At 72.7% G+C, this 15,617-nt stretch carries 15 protein-coding genes; 6 read left to right on the top strand and 9 right to left on the bottom strand.

The window, feature by feature from the left end; all coding sequences use genetic code 11:
• Positions 1-21 precede the first annotated feature (21 nt).
• A complete protein-coding gene (locus EDD90_RS47130) occupies positions 22-438 on the bottom strand; it encodes a BlaI/MecI/CopY family transcriptional regulator (protein ID WP_123979167.1) in 417 nt (138 codons plus the stop codon).
• Positions 439-498: 60 nt separating this feature from the next.
• The gene (locus EDD90_RS47125; RefSeq protein WP_123979166.1) at positions 499-1,947 is read right to left on the bottom strand and encodes a PepSY domain-containing protein; all 1,449 of its coding nucleotides are present in this window, start codon (positions 1,945-1,947) and stop codon (positions 499-501) included.
• 124 nt (positions 1,948-2,071) lie between these two features.
• On the opposite strand from EDD90_RS47125, the gene EDD90_RS47120 reads away from it, so the two are divergent.
• A complete protein-coding gene (locus tag EDD90_RS47120) occupies positions 2,072-2,716 on the top strand; it encodes a peptide deformylase (protein ID WP_123979165.1) in 645 nt (214 codons plus the stop codon).
• Between the two features lie 107 nt (positions 2,717-2,823).
• Here the strand turns inward: EDD90_RS47120 and EDD90_RS47115 are convergent, their stop codons facing one another.
• Entirely contained in the window at positions 2,824-4,251 is a 1,428-nt protein-coding gene (locus EDD90_RS47115; RefSeq protein WP_123979164.1) for an NAD(P)/FAD-dependent oxidoreductase, read from the bottom strand.
• Between the two features lie 135 nt (positions 4,252-4,386).
• On the opposite strand from EDD90_RS47115, the gene trxA reads away from it, so the two are divergent.
• Positions 4,387-4,767 (top strand): thioredoxin, encoded by a 381-nt coding sequence (trxA, locus tag EDD90_RS47110; RefSeq protein ID WP_123979163.1) that lies wholly within the window; start codon positions 4,387-4,389, stop codon positions 4,765-4,767.
• A 16-nt stretch (positions 4,768-4,783) separates the two neighbouring features.
• On the opposite strand, the gene EDD90_RS47105 is transcribed toward trxA, so the two are convergent.
• Positions 4,784-6,238, bottom strand: coding sequence for an aldehyde dehydrogenase family protein (locus EDD90_RS47105; RefSeq protein WP_123982360.1), 1,455 nt, complete (start codon positions 6,236-6,238; stop codon positions 4,784-4,786).
• Between the two features lie 124 nt (positions 6,239-6,362).
• Positions 6,363-7,409: a LacI family DNA-binding transcriptional regulator gene (locus EDD90_RS47100; protein WP_123979162.1), complete on the bottom strand. Its 1,047-nt coding sequence runs from the start codon at positions 7,407-7,409 to the stop codon at positions 6,363-6,365.
• A gap of 136 nt (positions 7,410-7,545) precedes the next feature.
• Here EDD90_RS47100 and EDD90_RS47095 point away from each other — a divergent pair, with 136 nt between their 5' ends.
• Both EDD90_RS47095 and EDD90_RS47090 read left to right on the top strand, forming a co-directional pair.
• Complete coding sequence (locus EDD90_RS47095; RefSeq protein WP_123979161.1) at positions 7,546-8,217, top strand: TetR/AcrR family transcriptional regulator; 672 nt, start codon at positions 7,546-7,548, stop codon at positions 8,215-8,217.
• Between the two features lie 51 nt (positions 8,218-8,268).
• Entirely contained in the window at positions 8,269-9,435 is a 1,167-nt protein-coding gene (locus tag EDD90_RS47090; RefSeq protein WP_123979160.1) for an NAD(P)/FAD-dependent oxidoreductase, read from the top strand.
• Here EDD90_RS47090 and EDD90_RS47085 read toward each other — a convergent pair.
• Positions 9,410-10,090 (bottom strand): TetR/AcrR family transcriptional regulator, encoded by a 681-nt coding sequence (locus EDD90_RS47085; RefSeq protein ID WP_185149469.1) that lies wholly within the window; start codon positions 10,088-10,090, stop codon positions 9,410-9,412. The two genes, EDD90_RS47090 and EDD90_RS47085, sit on opposite strands and share 26 nt — an antisense overlap.
• Positions 10,091-10,194: 104 nt before the next feature.
• Here EDD90_RS47085 and EDD90_RS47080 point away from each other — a divergent pair, with 104 nt between their 5' ends.
• Positions 10,195-10,752, top strand: a complete 558-nt coding sequence (locus EDD90_RS47080; protein WP_123979159.1) for an NAD(P)H-dependent oxidoreductase — start codon at positions 10,195-10,197, stop codon at positions 10,750-10,752.
• A 52-nt stretch (positions 10,753-10,804) separates the two neighbouring features.
• Here the strand turns inward: EDD90_RS47080 and EDD90_RS47075 are convergent, their stop codons facing one another.
• Positions 10,805-11,686 carry an LLM class F420-dependent oxidoreductase gene (locus tag EDD90_RS47075; RefSeq protein WP_123979158.1) on the bottom strand — a complete coding sequence of 294 codons (882 nt, stop codon included), beginning with the start codon at positions 11,684-11,686 and terminating at the stop codon, positions 10,805-10,807.
• A gap of 203 nt (positions 11,687-11,889) precedes the next feature.
• Between EDD90_RS47075 and EDD90_RS47070 the strand changes: the two genes are divergently transcribed.
• Positions 11,890-12,864 carry an alpha/beta hydrolase gene (locus EDD90_RS47070; protein ID WP_123979157.1) on the top strand — a complete coding sequence of 325 codons (975 nt, stop codon included), beginning with the start codon at positions 11,890-11,892 and terminating at the stop codon, positions 12,862-12,864.
• Between the two features lie 23 nt (positions 12,865-12,887).
• Here EDD90_RS47070 and EDD90_RS47065 read toward each other — a convergent pair whose 3' ends face one another.
• Positions 12,888-13,346, bottom strand: a complete 459-nt coding sequence (locus EDD90_RS47065) for a (2Fe-2S)-binding protein (RefSeq protein ID WP_123979156.1) — start codon at positions 13,344-13,346, stop codon at positions 12,888-12,890.
• Positions 13,347-13,377: 31 nt separating this feature from the next.
• Positions 13,378-15,432, bottom strand: a complete 2,055-nt coding sequence (locus EDD90_RS47060; RefSeq protein ID WP_123982356.1) for a molybdopterin cofactor-binding domain-containing protein — start codon at positions 15,430-15,432, stop codon at positions 13,378-13,380.
• Between the last annotated feature and the right edge of the window lie 185 nt (positions 15,433-15,617).

The raw sequence follows: 15,617 nt of genomic DNA, 5'->3' as shown, positions 1-15,617 counted from the left end.
CCTGGTCTTTTCCAGGGGCCCTCAGCACTGTGTACCGCTCCGGTCCGCGGGCGAGGTGTTCCGGGTGTTGGCCGGCCCCGGCTCCGCGTCCTCCAGCAGGGCCCGCAGCACCCGCTCGTCACCAGGCGGCAGAGCGGTCACGAAGCTCGCCAGGACGGCCTCCCGGTCCCGCTCGCCGTCGAGGAGCCGGCGCATCCGCAGGGCGGCGAGCCGGGCCACATCGGCGGTCGGTGTCCACAGGAAGGAGCGACCCTGCCGCTCGCGGGCGACGACGTCCTTGGCGAGCAGCCGGGTCAGGATGGTCACCACGGTGGTGTAGGCGAGGTCGTCGCCGAGCCGCTGCTGCACCCAGGCGGCGCTGACGGGACCGTCGGCCTCGCTCAGCGCGCCGAGCACCTGCCCCTCCAGCTCCCCCTGCCCGCGCCGGACCCGCGCCATGGTCCCGTCTCCCTCCGGCGTAGGCGTGTCGTGACACGCCCGTCTGCGTGTCTCACCACGCTACTTCACGCCGGCCCGGCCCCCGTACGTCCGCCGTCCCTGCCGGTGCGCGATCTCGCCGAGCACGATGTCGACGGCGAGGAAGGCGGCCAGGGGGATCCCGAGCAGCGGCACGAAGTAGCCCAGCACCGCGATCAGCGCCATCGCCGGGACCAGGAGGTACGGCTGGACCTCCGCCCAGGCCCCGCGCGGGATCGGCCGGCCGAAGGCGGAGCCGCGGCCGCGCTGCCACCACATGCGGTAGCCCCACAGGATCAGCAGGATCAGGGAGAGCGCGAGCAGGGCCAGGGCGAGCTGGTTGACGATGCCGAAGAGGATGCCGGTGTGCAGGTCGATGCCCCAGCGGGTGAGTTTGGCGAGGACCGGATAGTCGGCGAACCGCAGCACGTCGGTCACCTTGCCGGTGGCCGGGTCGACGGCGACGGCGTCCTGCTTCTCGGGCCAGCTGCGCTGGACCTGCTTGACGACGTACGTGCTGTTCGCGTCGGCGGGCGGGACGATCTCGACGGGGTCGCCCAGTCCCTCGGCGCGGGCGGCGGCCAGCACCTTGTCCAGGCCGACCCCGTGTTCGGCGGCACCACCGGTCATGGACGCCATGTCGTGGCCCGCGTGCTCGCCGCCGCTCGCGGCCGCCGACACGGACGGGGTGGCCTGGCCGAGGGAGGTGCGCAGTTCGTCGATGTTGGCACCGGCGTAGGTGGACCAGGTCAGACCGGTCGCCGACAGGAAGATGAACCCGGCGGCGGCCCACACGCCGACGCTGCCGTGCAGGCCGAGCGTGCGCCGCCGCCCGTTGGTGCCGCGCACCTTGCGCAGAGCGCGCCGCCGCGAGAACCACAGCACCAGGCCGCCGCCCGAGATCACCCACAGCCAGCTGGCCGCGAACTCGCTGTAGAGCCGGCCGGTGTCGCCGAGGTGGAGATCGCGGTGGAGCTCGTCGATCCAGGTGCGCAGCGGCAGCGCACCGGTGGAGCCGTACTGTTCGAGCGCGCCGAGCACCTTGCCGGTGTACGGGTCGACGAACACGGCGAGGGTGTGGTCCGGGTCGACGCCCTTCACCCCCGACAGCAGCACTCTGGTGGTCGCGTCCGCCTCCGGAGCGGGCCGTATCGCGGAGACGTTCCCCTCGGGGTGGGCCTTGCGGGCCGCGGCGACCTGCTCGGAGACCGGCAGCTCGGTCTTGCCCACCGGGACAGTCAGCTCATGGGCGTACATGAGCTTCTCGGCCTGGAAGGAGAGGGCGTACAGCAGGCCGGTGACGGCGGCGACCAGCAGGAAGGGGGCAACCAGGACGCCGGCGTAGAAGTGCAGGCGCAGGACGAGGGGGCGCAGCGGGGCCCAGCGGCTCGGGGGCGCGGCCGGGACGGTGGGCTGCGGGGCCTCGTCCGATGGGGGTCCCCCCGATCGAGCGGAACCGAGATCGGGGGAGGTCGAGGGGGTGGTGGCCATCGGCGGGGTTCTCCGGGGACTCGTGGCTGAGCGGTGACGGTCCAGTAGTCGGAGGGGGCGGGGACCGAGTTCCCGACAGTCAAAGTGACCCGCGTCACACTCGCCGTCATGGGATGCTGGCGCAATGGCATCACCCAGCGATCGCGCACCCTTTGTCGAGCGGGTCGAGGAACTCCTCGCCGCCGACGGCCCGTTGCCCATCGTCGCGGCCGGCGACCCGGTCCTGCGCCGCGGAACCGAGCCGTACGACGGCCAGTTGGGCCCCGAGCTGCTGGCCCGCTTCATCGAGGCGCTGCGCATCACCATGCACGCGGCACCCGGCGTGGGCCTGGCCGCGCCCCAGGTGGGCGTCCCGCTCCGGATCGCGGTCATCGAGGATCCGGCACCGGTACCGGAGGAGGTGGCGGTGGCCCGCGGCCGGGTCCCGCAGCCCTTCCGGGTACTGGTCAACCCGGCCTACGAGCCCGTCGGCCCCGCCCGCGCCGCCTTCTTCGAGGGCTGCCTGAGCGTGCCGGGCTGGCAGGCGGTGGTGGCCCGGCACGCCGAGGTCCGCCTGCGCGGCCAGGACGAACACGGCCACGCGGTCGACGAGTTGTTCACGGGCTGGCCGGCCCGAATCGTCCAGCACGAGACCGACCACCTCGACGGCATGCTGTACCTGGACCGGGCGGAGCTGCGGTCACTGTCGTCCAACGAGGCGATGGCCCGCCGCTGGACCGAGCCGACGCCCGCGACAGCGGCAGCGGAGCTGGGCTTCGAACTGACCTGAGCAACAACGCCCCGTCAGGGGCGCGGGGCTGTATCGATATGCGGCTCCGCCGCGTGAGCGCGACCAGCCACAACGGCGCCGCACACAACCCACGCGCCCCACCGCACCTATCCCCGGTACGCCTCGAGCAGCCGCAGCCACACCTCGCTCAACGTCGGATAGGACGGCACCGCATGCCACAACCGGCTGACCGGTACCGCCCCGGCGACCGCGATCGTCGCCGAGTGGATCAGCTCGCCGACACCGGGGCCGACGAAGGTGACCCCCCGCAGGGTCTCCGAGTCCAGGTCGACGACCATGCGGGCGCGGCCCTTGTATCCGTCGGCGTACAGCCCCGCTCCGGCGACCGACGAGAACTCGACGTCGACGGCCCGCACCCGGTGGCCGGCCTGCTCGGCCTCCGCGAGGGAGAGCCCGACGGCCGCCGCCTCGGGGTCGGTGAAGATGACCTGCGGTACGGCGTGACGGTCTGCGGTGGCCGCATGCGCACCCCACGGCGCGTCCAGAAGCGGCGTGCCGGCCGCGCGCGCGGCGATCGCGGCGCCCGCGATCCGGGCCTGGTACTTGCCCTGGTGGGTGAGGAGGGCCCGGTGGTTGACGTCCCCGACGGCGTAGAGCCAGTCGGTGCCCTCGACCAGGAGGGTGTCGTCGACCGACAGCCAGGAGCCCGGTTCCAGATCGACCGTGCCGAGGCCGATGTCGTCGGTGTGCGGGACGCGCCCCGTGGCGAAGAGGATCTCGTCGGCCTCGATCCGGTCGCCGCGGTCGGTCACGGCCACGACGGTGCCGTTCTCGCGGGTCACCGACCGGACGGACGTGCCGGTACGGACGTCGACGCCGGCCTCCGTGAGCGCCTCGGCGACGAGTTCGCCGGCGAACGGCTCCATACGGTTGAGCAGGCCCTTGCCGCGGACCAGGAGGGTGACCCGGGAGCCGAGGGCCTGCCAGGCGGTGGCCATCTCGGTCGCGACGACACCGCCGCCGACGACAATGAGCCGACCGGGTGCCTCCTGGGCGCTGGTGGCCTCGCGGCTGGTCCAGGGCTTGACCTCGGCGAGTCCCGGCAGGTCGGGCAGCTGGGCGCGGGTGCCGGTGGACACGGCGACCGCGTGCCGGGCGGTGAGGGTGGTCAGGGTGCCGTCGGGGCCGGTCACGGTGACCGTACGGGGTCCGGCGAGGCGGCCGTGGCCGCGGTAGAGGTCGGCGTGGATGCCGTCCAGCCAGGTGACCTGGCCGTCGTCCTTCCAGTTCGAGGTGAAGTAGTTCCGGCGGGCGAGGACCGCGGGGGTGTCGAGCGGGCCCTGGACCGCCTGGCTCAGACCGGGCAGGCGGCGTGCGTCCGCCTGGGCGATGACCGGGCGCAGCAGAGCCTTGCTGGGCATGCACGCCCAGTACGAGCACTCGCCGCCGACGAGCTCGCTCTCCACTACCGCGGTGGTGAGACCGGCCGCACGGGTGCGGTCGGCCACGTTCTCCCCCACGGGCCCGGCCCCGAGCACCACGACGTCGTAAGCGATGGATTCCGTTTCCGTCATGGGGCCAGTCTTGCGGGTGGTGTGCGCTCGGGCCACACGGGTATGGGGGCGGAATACCTGCCCGGTCGGACATGTTGTCGGGAGCGGTTCGGCCCCGCACCGGGACGCCCCCACACCAGGAAGAGGGAAGCACGCATGAGCAGCACCGTGGAGCTCACCAAGGAGAACTTCGACCAGACGGTCACCGAGAACGAGTTCGTCCTCATCGACTTCTGGGCGTCCTGGTGCGGCCCGTGCCGTATGTTCGCCCCGGTCTACGAGAAGGCCGCGCAGGACAACCCGGACCTGGTGTTCGGCAAGGTGGACACCGAGGCCCAGCCGGAGCTGGCCCAGGCCTTCGGCATCCAGTCGATCCCGACCCTGATGATCGTCCGCGACCAGGTCGCCGTGTTCGCCCAGCCGGGCGCCCTGCCGGAGGCGGCCCTGACGGACGTCATCGGCCAGGCCCGCAAGCTGGACATGGACGAGGTCCGCAAGAGCATCGCCGAGCAGCAGGGCAGCCCCCAGGGCGAGTGACCCCTTTTGGCGGAGCTCAGAAGGGGTACTGCGCCGCGTCCCCGCGTACGGTCGTCCAGCGCACGTCGGTGAACGCCTCCAGGTTGGACTCGCCGCCGAACCGGGCCCCGGTGCCGGAGGCGGCGACTCCGCCGAAGGGGGCCACGGCCTCGTCGTTCACGGTCTGGTCGTTGACGTGGACGATGCCGGTCGGGATGCGTTCTGCGAGGTCGAGTGCGCGTGCCGTGTCGCGGGTCACGATGCCGAGGGAGAGACCGTAGGAGCTGTCGGCCGCGAGGGCGGCGGCCTCGTCCGCGTCGGCGAAGGCGCGGACCGGCGCGACCGGTCCGAACACCTCCTCCGCGTAGGCGGGGGTGCGGTCGTCGACGCCGGTCAGGACCGTGGGCCGGTAGAAGAGGTCCTCGTGGGTGCCGCCGGCGGCGAGCCGGGCGCCTTGGGCCGTGCTCGACTCCACCAGGCCGTGGATCTTGGCGAGTTGGCCGGCGTCGATGATCGGGCCGAGGTGGACCTGCTCGCGGAACGGGTCGCCGACGGCGAGCGAGTCGGCCTTGGCGGCGAGGCGTTCGGCGTACTCCGCCGCCAGGGAGTGGTGGACCAGGTGCCGTCCGGTGGTCATGCAGATCTGGCCCTGGTGGAAGAAGGATCCCCAGGCGGCCGTGGAGATCACCGCGTCGAGGTCGGCGTCCTCCAGGACGATCAGGGCGGAGTTGCCGCCGAGTTCGAGATGGGCCCGCTTCAGATGGCGTCCCGCGGCCTCACCGACGGCGCGGCCGGCCGCCGTCGAACCGGTGAAGGAGATGACCGGCACCTGCGGGTCCTCGACCAGGGCGGCTCCCACGTCCGCGCCGCCGGGCAGTACGTGCAGCAGCCCCTCGGGCAGCCCGGCCTCGGCGAACACCGCGGTCAGGGAGAGCCCGCCGCAGACGGCAGTGCGCGGATCCGGCTTCAGGACGACCCCGTTGCCCAGGGCGAGGGCGGGCGCGACCGAGCGTATGGACAGGATCAGCGGGGCGTTGAACGGCGCGATCACGCCGACGACACCGACCGGGACCCGGCGGGTGTACGACAGCCGGGGCGCCTCACTGGGCAGGACCTGGCCGGCCGGGCGGGAGGCGAGGGCGGCGGCCTCGTAGCACTCCTGGGCGGCGACGTGCAGTTCGAAGTCCGCCTTGCCGGGTATGGAGCCGGACTCGCGAACGATCCACTCGCGCAGTTCGTCGGCGTGCTCCGTGAACAAGTCGCCTGCCCTGCGCAGGACTTGGGCCCGGGCGAAGTGGGGTGTCCGGGCCCAGTCGCGCTGTGCCGCGCGGGCGGCCGCGGCGGCCGGGGAGACATCCGCGGGGGCGGCGAGGGTGACGGAGCCGAGCGTGTCGCCGGTGGCGGGCTCGGTGACGGCGTACCGGGGGCCGGACAGGGGCCCGGTCTGCGAAATCTTCGGGTCCTGCCAGTTCTTCGGGTCGAGCAGCGGCATGACGGCTCTCCGATCGATCACCAGGGTTACGCGGCCCACGACGCACCCATGAGCCGTTTGGTTGAGCGCGCAACATCCTAGCCAGGGGGGCCGGAAAAGCACCTCCCCCGACCAGGGTGACCGATCAACTGGAGTCGCGCTGCACCACCGAGGCGCCCAGCACCTTGTGCGTCTCCGGCTCGCAGCCGGGGTCGCGCACCACGCGGTCGACCAGTTCGGCGAGGTCGCGGCCGGACGGCAGGTCAATGTGGATGGTGGAGAGCCGGGGCCGCAGCAGCCGGCCGAGCATCAGGTCGTCGGCGCCGACCACGGCGATGTCCTCGGGGATGCGCACCCCCTCGTCCTGGAGCGCGCGCATTAACAGCATCGCGTACTCGTCGTTGTAGGCGAACACCGCGTCGACCTCCAACGTCCGCCAGCGCGCCGCGAGTTCGGCCGCGGACTCCTCCGTGGGGGCGAGCGGCAGCTCGGTCACGGTGGCGTCGGTGCCGCGCAGGGCCTGGCGGACGCCTTCGAGGCGGGGCCGGGAGTAGGTCTCCAGGCCGGACCCCTCGGGCACGACCACGCCGATCCGGCGCCGGCCGCGGGCGTGGAGATGGGCGCCCGCGCAGTGGCCGACGGCGTCGTGGTCCATCAGCAGGGCATGGGCGCCCTCCACCCGCTCGGGGCCGAAGGTGACGACGGCGCGGGCTCCGGCCCGCTTGAGGACGGCGACACCCTCGGGACCGAGCTCGGCGCCGGGTACCAGCACGGCGACGGGCCTCAACTCGGCCCAGGCACGGGCGGCTTCGTCGCCGCGCAGGCCCGCGGTGCCGTACTGGACGACCGTGTAGTCGAGGCGGCTGAGGGCCCACTGGAGGTCGTTGAGGAACTGCGCGTACAGCAGGCCCACCGGGATGGCGGGGGCGGACATCAGGACCATCCGGCTGTGTCCGGCGCGCAGGCTGCGGGCGGCCGCGTGGGGGACGTATCCGAGCTCCTTCGCGGCCTGGTGGACGCGGCGGCGGGTGGGCTCACTGATCCGTACGGCGCTGGTGTTGTTGAGGACGTAGGAGACGGTCGCGCGGGAGACGCCGGCCAGACGGGCCACATCGGCGCTCGTGGGGATCGAGCGCGGTGTCGGCGACGCCGCCGAGGGCGGTTTCGGTATCTGCACCATGACGTACCGCATCTTGGCAGAAGGCCGGGGAGGGGGGACCGCCGGGGCAAGATGGTTCACGGTTGGACGAATTGGGTCCACCATGGCATCGAACGAACATGTTCGTGACGACCTTGTTCGCAACGAACGTGTTTGTTAATGTGGAGTCATGCCCACCACCCCACGCTCCCGCCGGGAGCGCCCCGCCAAGCCCGCCCTGACCAGGGAGGGCATCGTCGCCGCCGCCCTGGAGGTCCTGCGCGCCGAGGGTCTGCAGAAGGTCACCATGCGGCGCCTGGCCCAGGAACTCGACACGGGCCCGGCCTCGCTGTACGTCTACGTCCGCAACACCGACGAACTGCACGCGGCGGTCCTGGACGAGCTGCTCGGCACGGTCGGCCCGGTCCCCACGGAGGGCGACTGGCGGGAGCGGCTGGAGCGGGTACTCATCGGCTACACCCGGATGCTCCTGGAGTACCCGAGCCTGGCCCGCTCCGCGCTCACCACCTGGCCCAGCGGCCCGCACTACCTGAACCTGATCGAGACCCTGCTGGGTCTGCTCTACGAGGGCGGGGTGCCGCGAGATCGCGCCGCCTGGGGCGTCGACCTGCTGCTGCAACGCGCCACCGCGACCGCCGCCGAGCACGCGGGCGGCGGGTCCCAGGAGGACTGGAACTCGCTCGGCCGGGCCCTCGGCGAGGTGTCCGAGCACACGCACCCGCACATCGCCGCCGCCTCCGGGCTGCTCCTGGCGGGCGCTCCCGAGGCCCGCGCGTCCTGGGCGTTCCAGGCGCTGATCAGCGGCATCGAGCACACCGCCGTACCCGATTCACACGCCTAGATCCACACGCCTGGATCCACACATCCAGATCCGCACGCCCAGGAGACCATCATGTCCACTCCCCACTTCCCCATCGCGATCATCGGTGCCGGTCTGGGCGGGCTCACGCTCGCCCGGGTGCTCCATGTCCACGGCATCGAGGCGGCCGTCTTCGACCTCGACGCCTCCCCCGCCGCCCGCACCCAGGGCGGCATGCTCGACATCCACGAGGAGTCCGGTCAGGCGGCGCTGGGCGCGGCCGGGCTGTACGACGAGTTCCTGGCGCGGGTCCACAGCGGCGGCCAGGCGGTGCGGGTGCTGGACCGGGACGCCGGCGTCCGGTTCGCGGAGTCCGACGACGGCAGCGGCGGACGCCCGGAGATCGACCGGGGCGATCTGCGCCGGGTGCTGCTCGACTCACTGCCCGAGAGCCTGATCCGCTGGGGGGCGAAGGTCGCCGATGCCCGTCCGCTCGGCGCCGGCCGGCACGAGGTGACCCTGGAGGACGGCGGCAGCTTCACGACCGACCTGCTGGTCGGCGCGGACGGCGCCTGGTCACGGGTGCGGCGCCTGGTCTCGGACGCCCGGCCCGCGTACTGCGGGGTGTCGTTCGCGGAGGCGGACCTGCGGGACGCGGACGTACGGCATCCGGTGAGCGCCGAAGTGGTCGGCGGCGGCATGCTGTTCGCGCTGGGCGCGGGCCGGGGCTTCCTCGCCCACCGCGAGAGCGACGGCAGCCTGCATGTGTACGCGGCGGTGGAGGCGCCCGAGGAGTGGCTGGACGGAATCGACTTCACCGACGCCGAGGCGGCCAAGGGGGCCGTGCTGGAGCACTTCGACGGCTGGGACAAGAGCCTGCGGGCGCTGGTCGCGGACGCCGACGGCGCGCTGGTCCCCCGGAGGATCCACGCCCTGCCGGTCGGCCACCGCTGGGACCGGGTGCCCGGGGTCACACTGCTCGGTGACGCGGCCCATCTGATGTCGCCGTTCGCGGGTGAAGGCGCCAACCTGGCCCTCATCGACGCCGCCGACCTGGGCCTCGCGCTCGTGGCGCGGCCCGGTGATCCGGAGGCCGCGCTGGCCGCCTACGAGGCGACGATGTTCCCGCGCGCGGAGTCCGCCGCGGCGGAGTCCACGGAGGGCGGCGCCATGCTGTTCCGCGCCGACGCCCCACAGGGGCTGGTCGACATGTTCGCCGGCCACCGGGGAGAGATCAGCGGGGCGGCTCCGTCCGAGTGACACGGGCGACCAGGTCGACCCAGCCGGCCTCCAGGCGCTCCATCGGCATCCCGCACTGCTGGGTCAGATGGTGGATCTGGGCGGGGTCGAGATAGGCCAGCATCGTCTGGGCGAGCAGTTCGCAGTCCGCGTCCGGCTGGATCTGCCGCAGCAGCACCGTGAGATGGGTGCGCAGCGCCTGGACCGAGGGGTGGGAGTAGCGCCGGTTCGGCTCCGGCTGGGCGGCCAGCCGCAGGTCCAGCTGCTCGGCCGTGCGGTACAGCACGGCGATGCCGAACGCCCGCAGCCGGTCGACCGGCGGGGCGCCGGGGCCCAGCGGGGGCGGCCCGCCGAGGAAGTCGGCCTGGAGCTGCCGGGACGAGTGGTCGAGGAGCGCGGTCAGCAGGCCGGTGCGGTCGCCGAAGCGACGGAAGACGGTGCCCTTGCCCACTTCGGCCGCGGCCGCCACCGCCTCCATCGTGACCCCTTCCACCCCGTGCTCGGCGATCAGCCGGGTGGCGGCCTCCAGCAGCCGGGCGCGGTTGCGGGCCGCGTCGGCGCGCAGGCACGGCTCTTCCGGGCCGGGGCCCACCTCCAGCAACTGAGGGGTGCCGAAGGGCTCCTGGGGCTGCGGGAAGGGCGGCAGGGCGCTGGACATGAAGACAGCGTAAAGCATCGGGAACAGAACTGGACCGCGGTCCGTTTAAGGTGTTAGAAATTCATCCGGACCTCGGTCCGGTTTGCAACGGCAGTGTTAACAGCCCCCCTCTGGAGTTCCCCATGTCTGTCCGCATCCTTGCGCTCGTCGGCAGCCTTCGCGCCGGTTCGCACAACCGCCAGCTCGCCGAGGCGGCCGTCAAGCTCGCCCCCGAGGGTGCCGAGGTCGTCATCTTCGAGGGCCTCGCCGACATCCCGTTCTACAACGAGGACATCGACGTCGAGGGCAGCGTCCCGGCCGCCGCCGCGAAGCTGCGTGAGGCCGCCCAGGCCGCCGACGCGTTCCTGCTCTTCTCCCCCGAGTACAACGGCACGATCCCGGCCGTCCTGAAGAACGCCATCGACTGGCTGTCCCGCCCGTACGGCGCCGGCGCCTTCGGCGGCAAGCCGGTCGCCGTCGTCGGCACCGCGTTCGGCCAGTTCGGCGGCGTGTGGGCGCAGGACGAGACCCGCAAGGCCGTGGGCATCGCCGGCGGCAAGGTGCTGGAGGACGTCAAGCTCTCCATCGCCGGCTCCGTGGTCCGCTTCGCCGAGACCCACCCGTCCGACGACGCCGAGGTCGCCGCCGACCTGGCCGAGGTCGTCGCCCGTCTGCACGGCAACGTGGGCGTCGCCGCCTGAGGCACCGCCTGAAAGGGGCCGGAGACCCCGGCCCCTTTTGTCATGCCGTCGGTCAGTCGATCGCGGCGAGCCGCTCCACGGCCGGGGCCGCGAAGCTCTCCATCCACCCAGAGGTCTCGCCCAGGCGCGGCGCGAGGATGACGGTGTCCACGCCGAGCTTCGCGTAACCCTCGATGTCCCGGGTGAAGGCGTCCAGGTCGCCCGCGGTGGCCGGCTCTGCGCCGTACGCGATGGTCTTGCGGATGGTGTCGTAGTCACGTCCGACGGTGTCGCAGTGACCGCGCAGCACTTCGAGCTTGTGCCGCAGTTCCTCCGGGGAATTGGGGACGAGGTTGCAGGCGTCCGCGTACTGGGCGACGAGCCGCAGGGTCTTCTTCTCCCCGCCGCCGCCGATCATGATCTCGGGATGCGGCGCGCTGACCGGCGCCGGCACGCACAGCGTCTCGGCGAGCTTGTAGTGCTTGCCCTCGAAGGGCCCGTTGTCCTCCGGGTCCCACATCTGCAGACAGATCCGGAGCGTCTCCTCCAGCCGCTCGAAGCGCTCGGCGAGCGGCGGGTACGGCACACCGAGACCGTGGTGCTCACGGTCGTACCAGGCGGCACCGATGCCGAGCGTGGCCCGGCCACCGGACACCACGTCGAGGGTGGTGGCGATCTTGGCGAGGAGCCCGGGATGGCGGTATGTCACGCCGGTCACCAGGGCGCCGAGCCGCACCGTGGAGGTACGGCCGGCGAGGTAGCCGAGGGTGGTGTAGGCCTCCAGCATGGGGTCCTCGGCGCCGCCGTTGAACTCCATCTGGAAGTAGTGGTCCATCACCGAGACCCAGCTGACGCCCGCCGCCTCGGCCGCGGCACCGGCGGCGGCGAGCTCGGCACCGAGGGCGGGTCCGCCGCCGGGGTGGTTGAACCGGTTGATGTGCACGCCCACACGCATGGCCGTTCTCCGTTCCGCCGGGATCGTCGTCTGCCCTTCCGACGCTAGATCTTGAAGCGCGCTCGAAGTCAAGCCGCCCAGCGGCTTCCGGACCCGCACCCGCCGGATGGCGGGGAGCTTCCGCCGTCCGGCGGCCCCGGTGCACGCGCGGTCGCGCGGATCATGGCTGTACGAGCCGCCGTACCCCGCCGCGAGGAGCAGCCATGACCTCCGTACCACCCCCGTTCGACCCCGAACTCTCCGCCGCCCTGGAGCTGATCAAGGACGTGATCTCGCCGGCGATGACGATGGAGGACATCGCCACGATCCGGCAGGGCGAGGGGATCCGCCTGCTCGCAGAGCTGGACCTCACGATGGACGGGACGTTCGAGGTGGCGGACCGCACCGTGCCCGGCCCCGCGGGCTCGCCCGAGATCTCCCTCCTGATCTGCCGCCCGGTCGCCCCGGCCGCCGCCGGCCCGCTCCCGGTGATCTACCACGTGCACGGCGGCGGCATGGTGATCGGCAACAACCGGGTGGGCATGGACGTCCCGCTGGCCTGGGCGAGGGAACTCGGTGCGGTGGTGGTGTCGGTGGAGTACCGGCTGGCGCCCGAGCATCCTCATCCGGCGCCGGTCGAGGACGTGTACGCCGGGCTGCTGTGGACGGCGGAACACGCGAAGGAGATCGGCGGCGACCCGGACCGGATCGTGATCGCCGGCGCCAGCGCGGGCGGCGGCCTCACCGCGGCCCTGGCCCTTCTCCTGAGGGACCGTCAGGGTCCGTCGGTCATCGGCCAGATGCTGCTCTGCCCGATGCTGGACGACCGCAACGACACCCCCTCCGGCCACCAGATGAAGGGCCTCGGCGTCTGGGACCGCACGGCCAACGAGACCGGCTGGACCGCCCTCCTCGGCGCGGCCCGGGGTGGCCCCGACGTCTCCCCCTACGCGGCCCCGGCCCGTGCCACCGACCTCACGAACCTCCCCCCGGCCTTCCTCGACGTGGGCTCCGCCGAGACCTTCCGCGACGAGACGGTCACCTACGCCTCCCGCATCTGGCAGTCCGGCGGCATCGCCGAACTCCACGTCTGGCCGGGCGGTTTCCACGGCTTCGACGGCTTCGCCCCGCAGGCGGCCCTGTCCCAGTCGGCGAGGGCGGCCCATGTGGACTGGCTGCGGCGGCTGCTGGCGGGCTGAGGGCTGAGGCTGCCGTCCCGCTCTCAACCCCCGTTCGCCGACGCCTTCTTGATCGCCTCTCTGATCCTGGAGTAGGTGCCGCAGCGGCAGACGTTCTCGATGCGGTCGATGTCGGCGTCCGTCGGGTGCGGGGTGCGTTCGAGAAGGGCGGCGGCCGCCATGATCTGGCCGGGCTGGCAGAAGCCGCACTGGGCCACGTCGCAGTCCAGCCAGGCCTGTTGGACGGGGTGCAGAGTGTCGCCGTCGGCCAGGCCCTCGATGGTGGTGACCGTGCGGTCCGCGCAGTCGGCGACCGGGACCGTGCACGGCTGGATCTCCTCGCCGTCGAGGTGGCTGGTGCAGGCGCGGCAGACGCCCACCCCGCAGCCGTACTTGGGTCCTGTGACGCCGAGCAGGTCGCGCAGGACCCAGAGGAGGGGCATGTCGGCGGGGGCCTCGACGGTGACCCGTTTGCCGTTGAGGACGAAGGAGTACGAACGCATCGGTGCCTTCTGGGAGTCGGGAGGCGGTGGGTCAGAAGTCGAGGGGGAAGCTTCGGGGCTTGGTGCCGGTGGCGCGGGCGTAGGCGTTGGCGACCGCGCCCGCCGCCGCGGGAACGCCGAGTTCGCCGGCGCCGCCCGGCTCCCGGCCCGAAGGGACGATGTGCGCCTCGAACTCCAGTGGCGCGTGCCGCTGGCGGGCGTAGTGGAAGTCGGCGAAGCTGCCCTCGCGCACCGCGCCCCGGTCGATGTGCAGCCCGGCCCGCAGCACCGTGGAGATGCCGTCGACGGCCGTGCCCATGAGCTGTGCCTCCAGGCCGCGCGGGTTGACGGCCGTACCGACGTCTGCGGCCATCACGACCTTGGTGACCCGGGGGTTCTTCGGGTCGGTGGCGTCGATCTCGGCGAGGCAGGCGACGGCGGATCCGTACTCCTCGTGGACGGCCACGCCCTGGGCCGTACCGGAGGGCATGGGGCGGCCCCAGTGCCCGGCGGCGGCCGCCTTGGCGAGTACGGCCTTCACCGCCTTGCTGCGCAGGGTGGTGCGGCGGAACGCGACCGGGTCCTGGTGCAGGCCGCGTGCCACCTCGTCGACGACGATCTCCTCCGCCGTGCGGCTCGTCCCGGAGTCCACCGAGCGCCAGGCGCCGAGCGGGATCGGCAGCTCGATGCCGCCGGAATCGCCGCCCACGCGGCCGAAGTTGTACAGCCCGCTGTCGCTGGGCAACGGCCGTACCCCGCCGGTCTGCGCGGTCAGGCCGGCCTTGTCGGACGACTCCCCGACCGAGGCCGTCATGTGCTGGAACGCCACGACACGGCCGCCCGCGACGCTGGCCCGGATCCGGTGGTGGCTCGCGGGGCGCATCCTGCCGTGCCGGGTGTCGTCGTTGCGGCTCCACATCAACTTCACGGGTTTGCGGGCCGCCTTGGAGATGAGCGCCGCCTCGATCGCCGCGTCGAACTCAAGCCGCCGCCCGAACGAGCCGCCACCGCGCATCACATGGACCCGTACCGCCGACTTCGCCAGTCCGAGCAGGTCGGCGACGGTGTCGCGGGCGTCCATCGGCGTCTGCGTGGAGAACCACAGCTCGGCCCGGTCGGAGCGGACGTCGGCGATGGCGGTCAGCACCTCCATCGGGGCGTGGCTGACGAAGGCGAACGCGAACTCGCCCTCGATCTGCGCCGATCCGTGGGGTGGGGTGCCGAGGCGGGGTACCGCGGCGCGCAGCCGGGAGCGGATCTCCTTGTCGGACAGGGGCGCCAGCGGGCCGGGAGCCCAGGTGATCCTCAGCGCGTCCCGGGCCTGGAAGGCGTGGTGGAAGGTGTCGGCCACGACCGCGACTCCGCCGGGGATCCTCACCACCGCCTGTACGCCGGGCAGGGCGCGGGCCGCGGTGTCGTCGAGGGAGACCAGCCTGCCGCGCAGCGTCGGCGGCCGGGCCACCACGGTCGGCTTCGCCCCGGCCACCGCCAGGTCACCCGTGTACTTCGCGGCGCCGGTGACGATGTCCCGGGCGTCGATCCTGGTCGTCGGCTTCCCGATCACCTTGTGCCGGGCGGCCGGCTTGGGCTTGCTCGACACGTCGGGGGTCCGGATCCGGGCGGCGCTCGCGGTGAGCGAGCCGAAGGTGGCCATCCGGCCGTCCGGGGCGACGACCCGGGTGTTCCAGGTGCGCAGGGAGTGCGCGGGGAGCCTCCAGCGGCGGGCGGCCGCGGTCACCAGGCGGGCGCGCGCGGTGGCGGCGAGCTGCCGGGCGGGGTCGTACAGGGAGCTGACCGAACTGGACCCGCCGGTGTACTGGTTGCCCTTGCTGCGCGCGTCGGCGAGCGGGATCCGTACGTCGGTGAGACGGGCGTCCAGTTCCTCGGCGATCATCATGGCGACGGCGGTGGTGATGCCCTGGCCGACCTCGACCCGGGGCAGCCGTACGACGACCTCGTTGGCGGCCGTGACCTCCAGGACCAGCATCTCGTCGTCGGTGCCGGTGACCAGGACGTCGGAGGCCTGGGTGGCGCCGTCGGCCCGCTGGGTGTCGCAGCCGAGCGGGGCCGCGACCGTGAGGGTGGTCGCGGCCACCGTGTAGACCATGAATCTCCGGCGGGACGGTCCGGCGTCCCGCACGGGCTCGTTGCGGTCCAAGCGAGGGCTCCTGTCGGTCGGTTCCTGTGTCAGAGCTGTGTCTCGACAGCCGTGTCCTGACAGCTATGAGGGACGAGGGCCGGCATGGGTTGCCTGCCTCCCCCGCGTACCGCCGGATGGCGCATCATGGCGGT

The organism is Streptomyces sp. Ag109_O5-1 (genome assembly GCF_003814875.1).
In the GTDB taxonomy this organism is placed as follows: Bacteria; Actinomycetota; Actinomycetes; order Streptomycetales; family Streptomycetaceae; genus Streptomyces; species Streptomyces sasae.
Note: the sequence above shows the minus strand (reverse complement) of the source record. Positions and strands in the feature narration are given on the sequence as shown.

Excerpts from the sequence above, each read along its gene's own strand:
- EDD90_RS47130 (WP_123979167.1), bottom strand. The coding sequence starts at position 438 with ATGGCGCGGGTCCGGCGCGGGCAGGGGGAGCTGGAGGGGCAGGTGCTC.
- EDD90_RS47125 (WP_123979166.1), bottom strand. The coding sequence starts at position 1,947 with ATGGCCACCACCCCCTCGACCTCCCCCGATCTCGGTTCCGCTCGATCG.
- EDD90_RS47120 (WP_123979165.1), top strand. The coding sequence starts at position 2,072 with ATGGCATCACCCAGCGATCGCGCACCCTTTGTCGAGCGGGTCGAGGAA.
- EDD90_RS47115 (WP_123979164.1), bottom strand. The coding sequence starts at position 4,251 with ATGACGGAAACGGAATCCATCGCTTACGACGTCGTGGTGCTCGGGGCC.
- trxA (WP_123979163.1), top strand. The coding sequence starts at position 4,387 with ATGAGCAGCACCGTGGAGCTCACCAAGGAGAACTTCGACCAGACGGTC.
- EDD90_RS47105 (WP_123982360.1), bottom strand. The coding sequence starts at position 6,238 with ATGCCGCTGCTCGACCCGAAGAACTGGCAGGACCCGAAGATTTCGCAG.
- EDD90_RS47100 (WP_123979162.1), bottom strand. The coding sequence starts at position 7,409 with ATGCGGTACGTCATGGTGCAGATACCGAAACCGCCCTCGGCGGCGTCG.
- EDD90_RS47095 (WP_123979161.1), top strand. The coding sequence starts at position 7,546 with ATGCCCACCACCCCACGCTCCCGCCGGGAGCGCCCCGCCAAGCCCGCC.
- EDD90_RS47090 (WP_123979160.1), top strand. The coding sequence starts at position 8,269 with ATGTCCACTCCCCACTTCCCCATCGCGATCATCGGTGCCGGTCTGGGC.
- EDD90_RS47085 (WP_185149469.1), bottom strand. The coding sequence starts at position 10,090 with ATGCTTTACGCTGTCTTCATGTCCAGCGCCCTGCCGCCCTTCCCGCAG.
- EDD90_RS47080 (WP_123979159.1), top strand. The coding sequence starts at position 10,195 with ATGTCTGTCCGCATCCTTGCGCTCGTCGGCAGCCTTCGCGCCGGTTCG.
- EDD90_RS47075 (WP_123979158.1), bottom strand. The coding sequence starts at position 11,686 with ATGCGTGTGGGCGTGCACATCAACCGGTTCAACCACCCCGGCGGCGGA.
- EDD90_RS47070 (WP_123979157.1), top strand. The coding sequence starts at position 11,890 with ATGACCTCCGTACCACCCCCGTTCGACCCCGAACTCTCCGCCGCCCTG.
- EDD90_RS47065 (WP_123979156.1), bottom strand. The coding sequence starts at position 13,346 with ATGCGTTCGTACTCCTTCGTCCTCAACGGCAAACGGGTCACCGTCGAG.
- EDD90_RS47060 (WP_123982356.1), bottom strand. The coding sequence starts at position 15,432 with ATGGTCTACACGGTGGCCGCGACCACCCTCACGGTCGCGGCCCCGCTC.